Here is a 17,837-nt window from a genome sequence, read left to right on the forward strand (position 1 = left end):
AAATCATGCCGATCAATTTCATTCCGAACGACCCGAGAGCCGGACTCCCGCCTGCAGCCGTCATCGAGGCGCATGCTGAGCGACCAGATGAACTGGCCCGCTATGTCTATCTGGGCTCCCTCCCGGAAGACACATATCCAACTGACAGCGACGGCTTTCTGTTCTGGCAATGCCGCGAGGCCGCTCTCAGAGCCATCGACCTTTGGGAGTTGATCGACGGGAGCACGCTGACCACGTGGCAAAACGGGAAAACCTTGCGGTTGAAACACAAGACATCGGGGCAGCCCCAGCTCAATGCCTTTTACGACAGGCTTTCGCTCTCCTTTTTTCAGGTGGATGCTGCCGGGGGAGACAGTTACCGCTCAGGGGCAAGTACGGATGTTGTCGCACACGAGGCGGGTCATGCCTTTCTGGATGCAATTCGCCCGGATCTTTGGGGTGCTTTTCAGGCGGAACCGGGTGCTTTTCACGAAGCCTTCGGAGACTGCATCGCAATTCTTGTCGCGCTTCAGGACGAGGCGACCCGCAAGGTGCTTCTCGATCAAGGGTTGTTGAGACAGAAGAACTTTGTCGAGACCACTGCAGAGGATCTGTCCCACGGTATTGCCGTCCTGGTCGACGCAAATCACAATGCGGCGGTCCCACGGCGCGCTCTCAATACACATCAATGGGTGATGCCGGCCTCCTTGCCGGTGTCAGGTGGCCCGGGCGTTCTGATCAACGAAGTACATTCGCTGGGCATGATCTTCAGCGGTTGTTTTTACGACACGCTGACGAACATCTATCAGTCGCGCGGTGTGGAGAGCGAAAAAGGATTGCTGGCGGCGGCTAGGACGGCGGGAGAGTTGCTGGTTGCTGCCGCGCGTACGGCGCCACTTAAACCTCGATTTTTCCAGGCTGTCGGCAACGCCATGCTGATTGCGGACGGAATGCGCAATGCCGGGGTCAATGCCCAGGCGATCCGGGACGGGTTCGAGAGCCATAATGTGCTGTTGAATGCCGAACAACTGACATCCCCCACAGTGGTTCTGGCTGGTCGGCCGCCTTCGGAAACCGTTCATTCCGTTCGTGATGTACTGACACAGGCGTCCCGCCGCAGCCTGCTGGAAGTCACCGGAGATGATACGGATCAACGGTTCTACGGCAGCCGGGTTCAGCTTGGCGACCAGTCGGTAGCAGCCGTTCGGCGGCGCCAGAAAGTCTCGCTCGCAGATGTCGCCAGCGATCTGGAAGGCGTCTATTGCTACGTTGAGGAAGACGTCCTCATCGGTGAGCAAAACGGGAATGCCGCCCTGCTGGGCGAGGTGGAGACGGTACGGCAATCCGCTGTCGAGGCGCAAAGCTTTGTCTTCAGCCTGCATGCCGCCGGTCAGATTTCAGAAGAGGCCCACAGCCAGGCGGGCGTCGATACGATCGGTGCCGTGAGCCATGTGGTCAGTAACGTGGGGGAGGAGCGTCGATTGCTCCGAAAGCGTTTCAATTGCCGGTGTCACGCTCTTCCAGGCACGGCAAGGGCCTTCCTGTGCACTTGATCAGTTGAAGCCCCTTCGCCGAAGTATGCGTCTGCCGGTCTCATCAGTTTCGACATAGTGCGTCGGTTGACCGAGCAGTGGCGACGCCATGCCTTCAAGCTCTCCTGCTTCAGCTTGGCCTGTCTCACCTGGTGCCATCTCAAGCTGGCCATTGGCCCGCAGACTTTGAATGTAGGCCTTTGCCTCCTGGATCGTGTCTTCAGCAACCTCTTTGAATGCGACAGGGTGAGGGCTGTCGGGCTGTTCAATGACAAACGAGGTGGGAAGGTTCAGGAACAGGCCGGATAGGGCGCCAAGTGCGCTGTCTTCCACGGATATCAGGCAATGACCTTCTGCTTCGATCCGCTCCGGGCGGAACGAAACTTGCTGGAGGTCGACAACACCTTCCGCGGCCGCCAGAACCGGCAGCACCAGTTGCAGGTTCTCGGCCGCGTTTCTTCCGGTTTTCCGGGCAATCTTCAATAGCATTGCCGGCCAGCCAGACATTCCATCGGCGCCAGTCTCCTCCAAAAGAAGTTTCGGTAAACCTGGCGGGAGAGCGGCGTCCGTGCTGCCGGGTCTGGTGTCGACCAAAACACATTCCGACGCGGGATCACTTACCGCGAAACGTTCCTGCAATTCTCTCAGGATTGTTGCGTCAACACCGGGTTTGTTCGTCTCAATGACCTGGGAGGGGCCAGCTGGAAGCCGTAGCTCTCTCAAGGTGGACAGGACTGCAGCTGCGTCATTTGACGTGCGAACAACCAGCGCAAAGGCAAGCCGAGCTCCCGTTTCATCTCTCATCTGGCCAAGCGCCTCCAGTGCCTCACAGACGAAGGGTCTGAGGGCGCCATGCGGGTCAAGAAGACTGTCCGGCGTCAGAAGCAGCAAGCGCAGCAGTTTGGCCTCCTGGTTTCCTCAGACGCGTTGCAGGAATTCAATGACCCGCCGGGTGAGCAGGGCAGACGCTTCTGCATCAAACGATGGTAGCGAGCTGTCGGCGAAATAGTGCTCCTCTCCGGGATAGAGAAAAAGAGCCGCATCCTCTGCTGTTTCAACGATCTCGCGTGCAGCATCGATGTCACCTTCGCCGACGAAAAAAGGATCATTGTCCATTGCGTGGATTTGAACAGGGACGCGGTTAGGCCAGGGCCCAAAAGACCAGTCACCGCTGATCGGCAGGCAGGAGTGGAACAGCAAGGCAGCCCGTGCTCCAGGCCGGGTTTGAGCTAGCTTCTGCGCCGGCAGCACACCAAACGAGAAACCCGCGTAGACGAGATCGTGGGGGAGTTCATCTGCCAAACGGACACCGCGTTCACGCATTTCGTCAAAGCCGGTTTTCTCGATGAAGGCGAGGCCCTTCTCGATGCTGTTGAACGTATTACCCTCGAACAAATCCGGCGTGTGCACTTTGTGGCCGGCCTGTCGCAGATCGTCTGCAAACTTCAGCACCCCGGCAGTCAAGCCAAGCGCATGGTGAAACAGCAGAACCTCAGACATCTGGCTCCTCCAGAAGTGGAAAATAGCACGCAGCAAGGCATCGTGTCATCGGTGGGCGCATGCAACGGCGCGACCCGTCTCCGGAGACGCCTGTACGTCGGACGGACTTCTGACTTTCCGAAGCTGATTGGCAGCGAAAGCGGTAACAGGCGGGACTGCGCGCGGGCAGGAAGGAGGATGAGCGATCCCTGTTTTCCTTTCGGGGTGGCAGATCTCCCGGTGCTCTTCGCACGCCGCGCCTGTTGCCTCATAGTTTAGCCTCCCGGCCTTATTCGTCCGGAAGGCTGTATTGGTGGAAATGAAGATCCGCCGCTTGCTTAGGCTTACTGCGGTGGCGGCGCAGCGTTCATGATCCGCTTCGACATGTCCTCAACAGACGTGGAGAAACTGGCAATCCGCGGCGGGAATTCCTCGAAGGAGGCAACAAACTTGTTCACCAGGCCGAGTGCCGGACCGATGGCCCAGGACCTGTTCTCCTGCCATTCGTCAAATCCCCGGGCGTCGTGGAACCGTTCAAAGGGATCGAGATCGAGGCGCGTGATCAACGGGGAGGTCATTTCGTATTGGTTGCCGTTGAACCAACGGTCTTGGCTGGTGAACAGGAACTTCCATTCCCCGAACCGCAGGCCGTGGAAAGTGGTTTCAGTGAAATAGAAGAACTCCATCCGGTTGGAAGGCCCGGTTTGGGTCAGCAACGGGGTCTGGTCATAGCCGTCCAGATGAACCTTGAATGTTTTGCCGCCAATGTCCGCACCTGCCAGCAGCTGTTCCTTGATGTCGGGCTGACCCAGTTGAGACATGATGGTCGGGATCCAGTCCTCCATGGTCATAAGTTCGCCGGTGGTGGTTCCTGCCGGCGTTACTCCGGGCCAGCGCACTGCCATGGGCACCTTGAAGCCGCCTTCATAACCGCCCACGCCCTTTTCCCCCCGGAAAGGCTGGTTGCCGCCGTCGGGCCAGGAATTGGACGCCGCACCGTTGTCGGTGGAGAACATCACCATCGTATTGTCGGCGACGCCAAGTTCGTCCAGCAGGTTCAGAAGCTCACCCACGTCGTCGTCCAGTTCCACCATGCCGTCGGCATAGACATTGCCGGTGCCGGTGATGCCGTCATAATGGTCGTTCAGGTTGGTGCGATAGTGCATGCGGGTGGTGTTGTGCCAGACGAAGAACGGCTCGTTGGCGGAGACAGCCTCCGTAATGAAGCGCTTGCTTTCTTCAAGCACGTCCTGGTCCAGGTTGCGCTGAACTTCCTGGCCGAAGGGCCCGAGATCCTCGATCTCCTGACCACCATCTGCTTTTGCAAAGCTGTGAATGATGCCTCGCTGTGCCAGGTTCGCATTTTCGAAAGCCTGTGCCGGATAATCCACCTGCTCGATATATTCCCCGGCGTTCAGGTGGTAGAGGATCCCGAAGAATTCATCGAACCCGTGGTTGGTGGGTAGATGTTCGTCCCGGTCACCAAGATGGTTCTTTCCGAATTGTCCGGTGCGGTACCCCAGGGGTTTGAGCATCTCGGCCAATGTCGGATCTTCGGTCGAAAGACCTTGCGGCGCACCTGGGAGACCGACGGTGGACAGGCCGACCCTAAGCGGGTACTGGCCCGTGATGAAGGCCGCCCGGCCTGCGGTACAGGACGCCTGGGCATAATGGTCCATGAAGAGCATGCCTTCGTTTGCGATCCTGTCGATATTGGGCGTCTCGCCTGCCATCATGCCTCGGTGGTATGCCGAGATGTTCCACATCCCGACGTCATCCCCCCAGATGACGAGAATATTTGGCTTGTCTGGCTCCTGGGCTGTGGCATCTACCGGGGCCAGGCAGGCAGCAAGTGCTGCTGCCGCAATAAGTTTCAACATCACGCGGCTCCTTCACGAACGATAAGTCCATCAAACAGCCCAATGATCCCATACGTCAAATGGATTGCAAAAATTCTGTATGCAAACTTTGGGTGTGAGTTAATGCGAGTGTTCAAACAAGAAGGGTATATGCCACCGGAAAGTGAGCTGCTGATTTCGGGACATGGTGGCAATGACTTCCAAAGTTGCGCCGACCAGACAGATCAGTGAACGTTGACGATTTACCCCAAGCGAAGTCCAATTCGTTGCTGGATAATATCCCGGAAAAATTGCATACTGTAGCTTCGCTACCAAATTGAAGTTGCTCTTTTTCTTCGGGTGATGGGAGCTCGTGTTGAAAAGGTGGCCCGGCAGACTGGCGAGTATGAGAGTAGAGGACTGCCTTCATGCAAAAATCGGTCTGTCAAACGGGCGGTAAGTGCGCAAGCAAGTGGAAATCGACACACAGGGCCATGCAGCAAACCCGTAGCGACTTTTGAGGCAGGAGAGGCGGACGTGGGCGAGACAAGAACCAGCAAAGCACGCAGACACTCACTCACCTTGAAGGTGTCGCTGTTCGCACTGATGTGCCTTGCGGGCACATCGCAGCAGGCAAACTCGGCTGAAAGCGGTGTCGGTTTTTATCTGCTTGGGTCCAAGGGGCCATTTGCGGCGGTGCTGCCCGGGCCGGGTGTCTACTTTCAAAATGACGTCTATTTCTATTCAGGATCTGCCGGGGCGAGCCGTGACCTGCCTGTTGGCGGCAGGGTTATCGGCAATGTCGACGCGATCGCCTATATCGATCTCGCAACTGGCTTGTGGGTTGTGCCGACAAGCGTACTTGGGGGCAGCCTTGCCTTGCAGGCGACGGTTCCTTGGGGTGGACAATCCGTCGATGCTTCACTTGATGCCGGCGGAATTCTTGGAGCCTCTGTCAGCGATACGGTGTTCACGATTGGTGACCCAGTGGTTGGCGCCTCGCTGGGCTGGCACAACGGCAATTGGCACTGGACGACGGGTTTCCTCGTCAACGTGCCGGTGGGGGACTACCAGAAAGGCGAGATTGCCAACGTTGCCTTCAACCGTTGGGGGCTCGACATCAACGGTGGCGTAACCTGGTTCGATCCCAAAAGCGGTTGGGAGGTTTCCGGTGTAGCCGGTTTCACCTTCAACGGCGAAAACCCGGCCACGAACTACACCACCGGAACGGAATTTCACTTCGAAGGGGCACTCACCAAAACCTTTTCACCCCAGTTCTCGGCGGGGCTGGTCGGCTATTACTACGACCAGATTACAGCCGACAGCGGATCCGGCGCCAGGCTCGGCGATTTCGAGGGACGCGTTGCCGCTCTTGGTGGCACGGCCGGCTACAATTTCCAGCTTGGCCAGACACCGGTCTCGACACGCGTGAAGGTTTACCGGGAGTTCGCTGCGGAAAACCGTTTGGAAGGGACTTCGGCGTATCTCACCCTGACGATCCCGCTAAGCGTAAAATAGTAGATCGGGCATAGCCCAGTCAATTTGTGGTCAATGCGAAGTGGCAACTTATTCGAAAGCCTGCAACTAGTCGCACAGTCAGGCTGAACAACCAAAACCCGCCCGATCGTTTCCGATGGGCGGGTTCTTTCGTCTGGGCGCCGGGAGCCGCGCTGTGGCCGGTGGGAACCGACCTGGGCGAACTCCCGGCTAAGCTTTGTGTGCGATGGAATTCAGATTTCCGGCCGGTGTCGGCCAGAAGTCTGTTGATCGTCAGCTGCAGCCGCTGGTGGAGCCGCAGGTGTCGCACTTCAGGCAGGTGCCGTTGCGCACCATGGTGAAGTTGCCGCATTCCGAGCAGCTCTCGCCTTCGTAACCCTTCATTCGGGCCTGGGCGATCTGCTGAGCCGCGGTTTTCACCTGTGGGGCAGGGGCCGAGGTCACTTCGACAGCGGCAGCTGCTTCCGAGCCGCGGGCGAAAGCCGTTGCGACGGCGGAGGTCTGGGCGGCGATTGTTGTGCCCAGTTCCACTTTCACCGCTTCGGTGATCTCGCCGGAAGGCTCGTTGCCGGCGACGAGACGGAAACGCTCGGTCTGGCCGCGGACGAGGCCATGGGAAACCACACCGCCTGAGCTGCCCTTGTCCATGGTCTTGACCGCGCCAGCGCTGACCGGGCCGCTGAAGGCTTCCGGCGGGACGTGGGCAAGGTCGTGACGACCGAGATAGGATACTGCCAGTTCACGGAACACGTAGTCGAGGATCGACGTGGCGTTCTTGATCGCATCGTTGCCCTGGACCATGCCGGCCGGTTCGAACTTGGTGAAGGTGAACGCGTCGACATATTCCTCGAGCGGCACACCGTATTGCAGACCAAGCGAAACCGAGATCGCGAAGTTGTTGATGAATGCCCGGAGAGCCGAACCTTCCTTGTTCATGTCGAGGAAGATTTCGCCAAGGCGGCCATCGTCATATTCGCCGGTGCGCAGGAAGATGGTGTGACCACCGATCTTTGCCTTCTGGGTGTAGCCCTTGCGGCGGGTCGGCAGTTTTTCCTGTTCGCGGACAACGCGTTCGACGATCCGCTCGACGATGCGTTCGGCAACCACTTCGGCCTTTGCAGCCATCGGCTTGGCGGCCAGAGCTTCGAGGGCCTCGTCCTCGTCTTCGTCCTCATCGGCCAGTAGCTGGGCGTTGAGCGGCTGGGACAGTTTGGAACCGTCGCGGTAAAGGGCATTCGCCTTGAGCGCGAGTTTCCAGGACAGCATGTAGGCTTCCTTGCAGTCCTCCACCGTCGCATCGTTCGGCATGTTGATCGTCTTGGAGATCGCGCCGGAGATGAACGGCTGGGCCGCTGCCATCATGCGGATGTGGCTTTCCACCGACAGGAAGCGTTTGCCGATACGGCCGCACGGGTTGGCGCAGTCGAAGACCGGATAATGCTCTTCCTTCAGGAACGGAGCACCTTCCAGGGTCATCGCACCACACACGTGGGTGTTGGCGGCTTCGATGTCAGCCTTGGAGTAGCCGAGGAAAGTCAGGAGATCGAATTCCGAATCTTCCAGCTGCTCGTCGGTAACGCCGAGGGCCTTCATCTGCTCGTCGCCGAGGGTCCAGCGGTTGAAGACGAACTTGATGTCAAAGGCCGACTTCATGCCGTCTTTCAGCTTGGTCAGGCTCTCGTCGGTGAAACCCTTGGTCTTCAGCGCGGACGGGTTGACGCCCGGTGCCTGATCGATGGAACCATGGCCAACGGCGTAGGCTTCGATCTCGCCAATCTCGCTTTCGGTGTAACCGAGCTTGCGCAAGGCTTCTGGAACAGCGCGGTTGATGATCTTGAAGTAGCCGCCGCCGGCCAGCTTCTTGAACTTCACCAGCGCAAAGTCAGGCTCGATACCGGTGGTGTCACAGTCCATGACCAGACCGATGGTGCCGGTCGGGGCAATAACGGTGGACTGGGCGTTGCGGTAGCCGTTCTTCTCACCAAGCTCAAGGGCACGATCCCAGGCCTTCTTGGCCCGCTCGACGATCACCTGATCCGGGCAGGAGACGTGGTCAAGAGCAACCGGAGCCGTGTTGAGGCCTTCGTAGCCGTCCGCTTCGCCGTAGGCGGCGCGGCGGTGGTTGCGCATGACACGCAGCATGTGGCTTGCGTTTTTCTTGTAGCCCGGGAAGGCGCCGAGTTCACCTGCCATTTCAGCGGAAGTGGCATAGGCAACACCGGTCATGACCGCGGTGAGGGCGCCGCAAAGTGCACGGCCTTCGTCGCTGTCGTACGGAATGCCGGAGGTCATCAGCAGGCCGCCGATGTTGGCATAGCCGAGACCGAGGGTGCGGAACTTGTAGGACAGTTCTGCAATTTCCTTGGACGGGAACTGAGCCATCAGCACCGAGACTTCCAGAACAATGGTCCACAGGCGGACGGCATGTTCGTAGTTGTCGATGTCGAAGGACCGGTCTTCCCGGCGGAACTGCATCAGGTTCAGGGACGCCAGGTTACAGGCCGTGTCGTCCAGGAACATGTATTCCGAGCATGGGTTGGATGCGCGGATTTCGCCATCGGCAAGGCAGGTGTGCCAATCGTTGATCGTGGTGTGGTACTGCAAGCCCGGATCAGCGGAAGCCCAGGCGGCATAGCCGATCTGTTCCCAAAGTTCCTTGGCCTTGACGGTCTTCAGAACGTCACCGGAGCGGCGGGCGGTCAGGTCCCAGGTGCTGTCGTCAACAACGGCGTTCAGGAAGCCGTCGGTCACACGCACCGAGTTGTTGGAGTTCTGTCCGGCAACCGTCAGATAGGCTTCGGAATCCCAGTCCGTGTTGAACGTCGGGAATTCGATCTTGGTGAAGCCCTGCTTTGCAAACTGGATGACGCGCTGGATGTAGTTTTCCGGTACCATCATCTTCTTGGCAGCACGGATTTCACGCTTCAGGGCCGGGTTCTTGGCCGGGTCGAAGCAGTCGCCGTTGTCCGCCTCGCAGTTGACGCAGGCGCGCATGATTGCGCCGAGGTGCTTCTGGCAGATCTTGGAGCCGGTGACGAGCGCGGCCACCTTCTGCTCTTCCTTGACCTTCCAGTTGATGTATTCCTCGATATCCGGATGGTCGACATCGACAACGACCATCTTGGCCGCGCGGCGGGTGGTGCCGCCGGACTTGATCGCGCCGGCTGCCCGGTCGCCGATCTTCAGGAAGCTCATCAGGCCGGAGGACTTTCCACCACCGGACAGGCGCTCGCCTTCTGCACGCACGTGGGAGAAGTTGGAGCCGGTGCCGGAGCCGTATTTGAACAGGCGTGCTTCGCGGACCCAAAGGTCCATGATGCCGCCTTCGTTCACCAGGTCGTCGCCGACGGACTGGATGAAGCAGGCATGCGGCTGCGGATGCTCATAGGCGCTCTTGGACTTGACGAGCTTGCCGGTCTGGAAGTCGACATAGAAGTGACCCTGGCCCGGGCCGTCGATGCCGTATGCCCAATGCAGGCCGGTGTTGAACCACTGCGGAGAGTTCGGCGCCACCTTCTGGGTCGCCAGCATGTAACGCAGTTCGTCGTAGAAAGCCTGAGCGTCGGATTCCTTGTCGAAATAACCGCCCTTCCAGCCCCAGTAGGTCCAGGTGCCGGCTAGACGATCAAAGACCTGGCGGCCGTCAATTTCAGAGCCGTAGCGCTCGTCCTCGGGCAGGTCTGCCAGTGCGGCCTCATCGGCCTCATGGCGCCACAGCCAGGACGGAACGGTGTTTTCTTCTACGGCCTTCAGCTTGGCGGGCACGCCGGCCTTGCGGAAATACTTCTGAGCCAGAATGTCGGACGCGACCTGTGAAAACTGGGTCGGGACCTGAATGTTCTCCAGACGGAACACGATGGATCCATCAGGATTCCGGATTTCGCTGGTAGCGTTCCGGAATTCTACGCTGGCGTAAGGCGATTGACCTTCCTTGGTGTAGCGCCGCTCGATCCGCATCTTCTCAAGTCCCCTTTTAGATTACAGCCGGTTCCCCCGAACCGGGCTTGACCGCATTGCATCCGAACTGGCGTGGCCGCCTGCCTCTGTTCTCGAATGCCGCCCTGCAAGTTACAGGCTTCGAGCCTGTATGTAGCGTATCTTGTGTTTCTATCCACTATATATAGTGGTCATCAACAGGTTTGTCACGACATGCGCCTTGAAGTCGGCACAACAAAACCCGTCTCCCGGCTTTGGGGTCAAAGACCTGGAGCGGTACTCTTGGATACTGATGGTTTTGGATGACCGGAGCGCCCGGATAGGCACCCGACTACGCACATCGCAATGATGAGAAACTAATGTAAACGAATTCTTAAGGTCAAGGACCGAGTGACAACAGCTAGTGCCTGGATTGTGGGCAAACGCAAAATCTTGTGTGGTCGTGTGGATAATGGGGAACGGAGCGGGGACAGCGTTTTAGCAAGGGATTTAGCGCTTGCTTTCCCGGCGAAGGAGTGCCCGCCAGGAAGGCACAAGACCCTGTGGATGACGATAGACCGCATTTAATGAAAATTTGAAGAAAATGGCGGTGATCGATTTCAACCGGGTTTAAGCCGGGTCTGGTTTCATGATGGCGGGATAGGGAAAAAGGTCCGCAATTCATGAAACATCACGCCGCATTCGGACTAGCGATGGAGGACATCGATGCTGTCGTCGTCGAGGACAGCAAGCCGATGCAGACGATTCTCCGGTCGATATTGCTGAGCTTCAAGGTTGCGCGTGTGCGGGTGTTCGATTCGGTCGACGAAGCGCTCGAGGCAAGTCTCGCCGAACCACCCAACGTGATTCTCACCGACTGGCGCATGGCGCCGACATCCGGCTACCAGTTCCTGCGTCTGGTGCGGCATCGCCACATGGAGCCGCTTTGTTATGTGCCGATTCTCTTCATTACGGCACATGGCACGCGGCCGTTGGTCGACAAGGCTTTGCGGGCAGGTGCGCACCATGTGCTGGTCAAGCCGGTTTCGCCGTCGACGCTTTTCAAGCGCCTCAAGTGGCTTCTTGCAGACGACCGGCCGATGATCCTGGAGAACTCCGGCTTCTACAATATCTATGGCATTCAAAAGGCCATGGATGAACAGGCGGAAAAGATGCAGTCGCTTGCCGGAGCCCGGCTGCACCACCGCGTTGCCACGCAAAAGCGTGCGGAAGTGGAAGGAGCCGTTGAGGCGGCATTCGACTCCAAGGAAGAAGAGCCGGAAAAGGTCTTTGCCGGTGTGAAGAAGGAAGCGCCTCCCAAACAGCATTCCGCCGCTGCCAAACATATCCGCAATGCCGGCTTTGCGCCCTTCAAGGGTTTGAAACTTCACTGAAGCAGTCTGTTTGTGATCACCTGGGTGCGGTGTGCACCGGGCGTGACTGCGGCAATCGGCCCGCAGGCGCAAAATCCCGTTCTTTTCTGGCTGCCAAGTCTGGACAGATGCGGCCGTTGTCGCCATAGTCCGCGAAATTCCGTCCTGTCATGTTGGCGGGGCTACGGATGTTTCCGACTTGCAATCAAGGGACCTTCAAAGGGCCATGAAAACTCTGCTGCTAGAATTGTTCACCTGGTGGAACAGCCAGACAATGGGCACCCGCTTCTTCACGTGGCGCAAGGGTGAGTTTGTCGGTGAGGATGAGTTCGGTAACAAGTACTACAAGGAACGCGCAGGCAAGAAGCGCTGGGTGATCTATAACGGTCTTGCCGAAGCCTCTGCCATTCCCGCGGGCTGGCACGGCTGGATGCATCACCGCGTTGACACGCCGCCGTCCGAAGAAACCTATCACGCCAAACATTGGCAGCAGGGTCACAAGGCCAATCCGACGGGCACCCCGGCCGCTTACCGGCCGCACGGTTCCATCCTGACCCCGGAAAAACGCCCGGATGTGACCGGCGATTATGAAGCCTGGACCCCGGGCAGCTGATATCCGCGCATTGCGAAAATCAGGAATGAAATAGCCCCGCAATTGCGGGGCTTTTTTTGTTCGTTCATTCTTTTTGGGGAGCCATGACTTTGCCAAGAGGATCTGACTGTCAGGTCTTGTGTACGGGCTAGATGGTTGTCGATGACGCAGCGAAAATTGCAGGGTTGCACCCTGCGATGGCGATCGGTGAACCCGTGAGGCCATTGAAACGTGAAGGGTCACAAATCGCGTGGCACTTGAGCGCAAAACTAACGCTCGTACCAACTATCGAGCACCGCCAAAACCTCCTCACCACTGGCTTGAGGTGACAGGGCGTAGAAATCGGTTTCCAGCTTCAGGGCTTCGCTGAGCAGCTCGTTATAGGCAGCTTGAGGAACTTCCTCGGTGCCGAACTTGCTGAGGTGCTCGGTTACGAACTGAGTATCGAGCAGGGAATAGCCGCCGACGATCAGCCGGGCAACCAGATGCGCAAGGCACACCTTGGAAGCGTCGGTGCGGAAGGTGAACATGCTCTCGCCGAAAAAGGCGCCGTTCAGGCTGACACCGTAAAGCCCCCCGACAAGTTCGCCATCCTGCCATGCTTCAATGGTGTGGCAATAGCCCATGTCGAAAAGCTCGCCGTAGAGGCGCCTGATCTCCCGGTTGATCCAGGTTTTCTGGCGTCCGGGCATGGGCTCGGCACAGCCATCGATAACACCCTGAAAATCCGTGCTGACCCGCACCTCGAAAACGTCGTTGCGAATCGTCCGGCGCAGGCGGCGAGGCAGGTGAAAGTTGTTGAGGGGAAGGATGCCGCGACGCTCTGGCTCCAGCCAGAAGAGGCCGGGGTCGTCGGCAGATTCTGCCATCGGAAACAGGCCGCAGGCATAGGCTTTCAACAGCACCTGCGGTGTGATTTCCATGATGATGTCGTCTTTGTAACCAGCCATGAGGCCTCACTTACCAGACGGGATGGGCAGATCAGCAGGTGTCGACTTGAGCACCCAAAATCTGATCGGCCGGAGTGCCGGAGCACCTCATGCGCATTCCTTGGAACACGCGATGCTCCCGGCACTCGTCCCAGGATCCGGTCAGCTGGACTTCTTCGCCAGATATTGTTCCAGCCAGTGGATGTCGTACTGACCGTTCGCTATGTCCTGATTTTCCACCAGATCGCGGAAAAGCGGAATAGTCGACTTGATTTCGTCAACCACAAATTCGTCCAGGCAACGACGCAGACGCATCATGCATTCCACTCGGTTACGGCCATGAACGATCAGCTTGCCGATCAGACTGTCATAATAAGGCGGGATCTTGTAGCCCTGATAGACACCGCTGTCGACGCGAACACCCAGACCGCCCGGCGGGTGGTAGTAGGTGATTGTGCCTGGTGACGGCGTGAAGTTGACCGGATCTTCCGCGTTGATGCGGCATTCGATGGCGTGACCTTCGAACGTGATGTCGTCCTGGGTCATATCCAGCGATCCACCTGCGGCGATGCGGATCTGCTCGTTGACGAGGTCGATGCCGGTGATCATCTCCGTAACTGGGTGCTCAACCTGCAGACGGGTGTTCATTTCAATGAAATAGAACTCGCCGTTCTCATAGAGGAATTCCACCGTGCCGACGCCGCGATACTTCAGCTTGCGCATGGCAGCAGCGACGATCTCGCCGATTTCCTTGCGCTGGCTGGCATTGAGGCTCGGGGAGGGAGCTTCTTCGAGCACCTTCTGGTGGCGGCGCTGCAGCGAGCAGTCACGTTCACCGAGGTGAACCGCATTGCCCTTGCCATCGCCCAGAACCTGGATCTCGATATGCCGAGGCTTGCCGAGGTATTTTTCCATGTAGAGTGCGTCGTCGCCGAAGGCAGCCTTTGCTTCGGAACGTGCCGTGGACAAGGCAGTATCAAGCTCGGCTTCGGTGCGGGCAACCTTCATGCCGCGTCCACCGCCACCTGCAGCTGCCTTTACCAGAACCGGGTAGCCGATCTCGCGGGCGATCGCGTGGGCGTCGTCACCAGCCGTAACGGCACCGTCGGAGCCAGGAACAACCGGGATGCCGAGGTCCTTGGCCGTCTGCTTGGCCTGGATCTTGTCACCCATGATGCGAATGTGTTCAGCGGTCGGGCCGATGAATTCGATACCGTGTGCTTCCAGGATTTCCGCGAAACGGGCGTTTTCCGACAGGAAGCCGTAACCCGGGTGGACAGCATCCGCTCCGGTGATTTCACAAGCCGCAAGAAGCTGCGGGATGTTCAGGTAGCTGTCGCGTGCGGCAGGCGGGCCAATGCAGACGCTTTCGTCTGCCAGGCGCACATGCATCGCATCCGCATCAGCGGTGGAGTGAACCGCGACGGTGGAGATGCCGAGCTCTTTACAGGCGCGCAGGATGCGCAGGGCGATCTCGCCGCGGTTGGCAATGAGAATCTTGGAGAACATGGCCACAACGGCTCCTTATTCGACGATAATAAGCGGTTCGCCGAATTCCACCGGCTGAGCGTCGTCCACAAGGATCTGCTTGACGGTGCCCGCCTTGGTGGCAGGAATGTGGTTCATGGTTTTCATGGCTTCGATGATCAGGATCGTCTGGCCTTCCACCACCTTGTCGCCAACCTGAATGAAGGCCGGTGCGCCCGGTTCGGCGGCGAGATAGGCCGTGCCGACCATTGGCGAGGTTACGGTCGTGCCGGCGTGGGCCGGTTCGGCGGCAGGCGCTGCTGCTGCCGGGGAAGCCGCTGCGGCCGGCGCTGTCGGTGCGGCCATAGGTGCTGCAACGTTCACCGGTGCGCTGATCGTCATCTGACGGGCCACGCGAATGCGCGTGTCACCCTGTTCCAGTTCGATTTCCGAGAGATTTGTCTCATCCAGGAGAACGGCGAGGTCCCGGATCAGGGCCGTGTCGAATTTCTTGTTATCATTACGCATCATGTTTGGCTCTCATACTCGGTCCGCAAGACACGCAGCTGGCCGGCTCGCCGGGTGACCGCTCCATACCGGGATGGGGTCAGACCCGAAATATCCAGCCCTGCAACTCGATCAGGGTCCGTAAGGCCGGGGCCGCAACCACGCTCTTGCTCCGCCGTTGTTGGGCGGACAAAGATCTTCGGCCCGTCTCTTCCTGGAGGCGAGCCACGCTTCTTATAGGGATTCAATTGGAACAGGAAAACCCCCGATTTCTCACTGACATGAGGAATGGGGGTTTCCAACAGGCAAGTGAACGCCGAAACACTGTTTCGGCTCACAGGTTCAGCAAGTGGTCTGGCCGCAATTCTGCAGCGCGTCGAGCTTCTGGCTCAGTTCCTCATAACCGACCGCGCCCATGACCACGTCGTTGCCGACCACATAGGACGGAGTGCCGGTCAAGCCGAGACGGTTGGCCAGGGAGTAGACTTCTTCAATCGTCTGGCCGGCTTCGTCGGTTTTCATGGACGCCAGGAGATCGTCTTCCGAAATGCCGACGGACGTCGCTGCGGCGAGGGCGCTGGCCCGGTTCGCCTGGCCGCGGCTCAGCAGCAGTTTTTCATGGAATTCGCCGTATTTCTCCGGCGCCACAGAGTTGACAGCGACAGCCACCTGGGCAGCTTCGACAGAGCCCTGGCCGAGAACCGGGAATTCCTTCAGGACGACTTTAAGGTCGGGGTTTTCATCGATCAGCTTGACCATGTCGCCATGCGCGCGCTTGCAGTAGCCGCAGTTATAATCGAAGAACTCGACCAGGGTGACAGACCCTTCCGGATTGCCCAGCACCACCTGCCGCGACGAATTGAAAAGAACGTCGGCGCTTTCGTTGAGGGCTTCCACGCGCGCAACTTCTGCAGCTTCCTTTTCACGGCGATCGAGTTCGGTCAGCGCTTCGGCAATCACTTCAGGATTCTCAAGCAGGTATTCCCGCACGATTTTTTCAATCTCACCGCGGTTCAGATCCTGAGCGGCAACCGGGCCAGCCAGCAGGGTAAGTGCAAGCGCGCAAGCCGACAGGACGCGCAGCAGCATCGGCGGGCAGAGCGACCCGGTCTTCAGGATCGGGATCTTCGGGGAAGTGTCGGTCATTCAAGGCTCCTCAGGTAACCGTCTTTCGTTCGAACGGCACCCATATGTGTCTGAGATATCAGCGGCCGTTGTTAGGCAGATTAGGTGGGTTGTACGCTACAATGTCGTCCGCTTGAAGCCATGCCGGCGTTCCTCTCTTCAAACTTTTTTGAGCACGCGCCGCGTAGCGTTTCGCAGCCTGGAAATCGCCACTCACCATCAGGCCTTTCGCAGTTGCCAAATCAGCTTCCGCACGCTCGCCCTGGCGGCCGTGGGCAATGGCCAGCTGACTGTAGGCAACGCCCGAGTTCTGGTCCCGCTGGATCGCCTCTTTCAAGATGCGTTCTGCCTCCGGCAGATTGGACTTGTCATTCGAAGCAACCAGCGCATACCCGAGCCAGGTGAGGAACTGCGGTTCGGTCGGTTTGAACGACAGAGCCTTGCGGAAGGGAGCGATCGCGCCTTTGGGATCGCCGCCTTCGATCAGGGCCTGTCCCTTGAGCTCGTAATAGTAGGGGTTGTTCGGCTGCGTGCGGATCAGGGCGTCTATCTCCTTGACCGCGCCTTTTCCCCGGCTCTTCATTGCGGCAATAGCGCGTGCGTATTGTGCCTGGGGGCTTTTGTCGCTGCGCGGATAGGCTCGCAACGTGGCGGACGGATGGCTGGTGAAGGCGAACAGCTTGGCTCGCACCATGTCGTGCCTGTATTGCAGCACATAGTCTTCCGGCTGGTTGAAGTATTTCGATTTCTGCGCGTCGGTTGCCAGACTGTTGTAGCGGTCCTGTGCCATCGGGTGGCTCTGGGCATAAGGGTCGGCGTATTTGCGGGTGAACATCTGCTGTTCCGACATGCGCTCGAAGGTCTTCAGCAGGCCGCGCGGGCTTTGGCCGGTGGCACTCAGGTATTTGAGTGCGGCCCGGTCGGCTGCGGCTTCTTCGCCGCGCTGATAGGACAGGAACGACCGCTGGCCGACGGATCCCGAGCCCATGATCACAGCGCCACCGCCCGAAGCAACCTCACCGGACCCGGAGGCCGCACCGGCTGCCGCGGCCCCCGCACCGAGAATCATGCCGATGACAGAGATGATCTGGGCATTGGCGGCAGCGGCACGCAGGCGCACGAGATGACGACCGGCGATGTGGCCCGATTCATGGGCAATCACGCCAATCACTTCACCGGGTGTTTCCGATTCCATGATGACACCGATGTTGATGAACATCCTGCGGCTGTCGGGAACGAAAGCGTTGAAGCTCTTGTCGTTGACCAGAATGATTTCCGGTTCTGAATTGGAAATGCCGGCAGCCTTGAAGATCGGCGTCGCATAGTCCTTCAGAAGATGTTCCGTTTCTGCATCGCGCACGAGCGGCAGGCTGCGCCCCTGTGCCATCGCTGGTACCGAAACAAGAGGCAGGGCGAGGGCGCTTGCACAGGCAAGTGCGACAGCTTTACGCGCAAGGCTGCGAGGAAAATCGATTTTCAAAATGGCGGAACCAGGCACAGGTGCAAAACTCCAATCCGGACCGGAACGCTTTCCAGGCTCATCTTTGCTCAGATGTTATCCTGGTACATGGATGTGTGGCGAAGGTATGGAGGTGTGCGATGCG

At 58.7% G+C, this 17,837-nt stretch carries 13 protein-coding genes; 4 read left to right on the forward strand and 9 right to left on the reverse strand.

Annotated features, from left to right (window positions below; translation table 11 throughout):
- Positions 1–5: 5 nt before the first annotated feature.
- On the forward strand, positions 6–1,532 hold the full coding sequence (locus FIU93_RS18900) for a hypothetical protein (RefSeq protein ID WP_152506442.1): 1,527 nt from the start codon (positions 6–8) through the stop codon (positions 1,530–1,532).
- On the opposite strand, the gene FIU93_RS18905 is transcribed toward FIU93_RS18900, so the two are convergent.
- The 3 genes from FIU93_RS18905 to FIU93_RS18915 all read right to left on the reverse strand — a co-directional run bounded on the left by FIU93_RS18905 (position 1,533) and on the right by FIU93_RS18915 (position 4,870).
- On the reverse strand, positions 1,533–2,018 hold the full coding sequence (locus tag FIU93_RS18905) for a hypothetical protein (protein ID WP_139314078.1): 486 nt from the start codon (positions 2,016–2,018) through the stop codon (positions 1,533–1,535).
- 411 nt (positions 2,019–2,429) lie between these two features.
- A complete protein-coding gene (locus tag FIU93_RS18910; protein ID WP_152506443.1) occupies positions 2,430–3,011 on the reverse strand; it encodes a dienelactone hydrolase family protein in 582 nt (193 codons plus the stop codon).
- 323 nt (positions 3,012–3,334) lie between these two features.
- Complete coding sequence (locus tag FIU93_RS18915) at positions 3,335–4,870, reverse strand: arylsulfatase (protein WP_152506444.1); 1,536 nt, start codon at positions 4,868–4,870, stop codon at positions 3,335–3,337.
- A gap of 495 nt (positions 4,871–5,365) precedes the next feature.
- On the opposite strand from FIU93_RS18915, the gene FIU93_RS18920 reads away from it, so the two are divergent.
- Entirely contained in the window at positions 5,366–6,346 is a 981-nt protein-coding gene (locus FIU93_RS18920) for a transporter (RefSeq protein WP_286202368.1), read from the forward strand.
- Positions 6,347–6,598: 252 nt separating this feature from the next.
- Here the strand turns inward: FIU93_RS18920 and FIU93_RS18925 are convergent, their stop codons facing one another.
- Positions 6,599–10,282 carry a vitamin B12-dependent ribonucleotide reductase gene (locus FIU93_RS18925; protein ID WP_152506445.1) on the reverse strand — a complete coding sequence of 1,228 codons (3,684 nt, stop codon included), beginning with the start codon at positions 10,280–10,282 and terminating at the stop codon, positions 6,599–6,601.
- 641 nt (positions 10,283–10,923) lie between these two features.
- Between FIU93_RS18925 and FIU93_RS18930 the strand changes: the two genes are divergently transcribed.
- Positions 10,924–11,634 (forward strand): response regulator, encoded by a 711-nt coding sequence (locus tag FIU93_RS18930; protein WP_075282094.1) that lies wholly within the window; start codon positions 10,924–10,926, stop codon positions 11,632–11,634.
- A gap of 205 nt (positions 11,635–11,839) precedes the next feature.
- Positions 11,840–12,226 (forward strand): NADH:ubiquinone oxidoreductase subunit NDUFA12, encoded by a 387-nt coding sequence (locus tag FIU93_RS18935; RefSeq protein WP_022998394.1) that lies wholly within the window; start codon positions 11,840–11,842, stop codon positions 12,224–12,226.
- Between the two features lie 248 nt (positions 12,227–12,474).
- Here the strand turns inward: FIU93_RS18935 and aat are convergent, their stop codons facing one another.
- The 5 genes from aat to FIU93_RS18960 all read right to left on the reverse strand — a co-directional run bounded on the left by aat (position 12,475) and on the right by FIU93_RS18960 (position 17,731).
- Positions 12,475–13,155, reverse strand: coding sequence for a leucyl/phenylalanyl-tRNA--protein transferase (gene aat, locus FIU93_RS18940; protein ID WP_022998396.1), 681 nt, complete (start codon positions 13,153–13,155; stop codon positions 12,475–12,477).
- 141 nt (positions 13,156–13,296) lie between these two features.
- Positions 13,297–14,643, reverse strand: coding sequence for an acetyl-CoA carboxylase biotin carboxylase subunit (gene accC, locus FIU93_RS18945; protein ID WP_022998397.1), 1,347 nt, complete (start codon positions 14,641–14,643; stop codon positions 13,297–13,299).
- Between the two features lie 15 nt (positions 14,644–14,658).
- Positions 14,659–15,129, reverse strand: coding sequence for an acetyl-CoA carboxylase biotin carboxyl carrier protein (accB, locus tag FIU93_RS18950; protein WP_031268390.1), 471 nt, complete (start codon positions 15,127–15,129; stop codon positions 14,659–14,661).
- A gap of 321 nt (positions 15,130–15,450) precedes the next feature.
- Positions 15,451–16,254: a DsbA family protein gene (locus FIU93_RS18955; protein WP_152506446.1), complete on the reverse strand. Its 804-nt coding sequence runs from the start codon at positions 16,252–16,254 to the stop codon at positions 15,451–15,453.
- A gap of 58 nt (positions 16,255–16,312) precedes the next feature.
- On the reverse strand, positions 16,313–17,731 hold the full coding sequence (locus FIU93_RS18960; protein WP_200863737.1) for a M48 family metalloprotease: 1,419 nt from the start codon (positions 17,729–17,731) through the stop codon (positions 16,313–16,315).
- Positions 17,732–17,837 lie beyond the last annotated feature (106 nt).

The organism is Labrenzia sp. THAF35 (genome assembly GCF_009363595.1).
Lineage (GTDB): Bacteria > Pseudomonadota > Alphaproteobacteria > Rhizobiales > Stappiaceae > Roseibium > Roseibium algicola.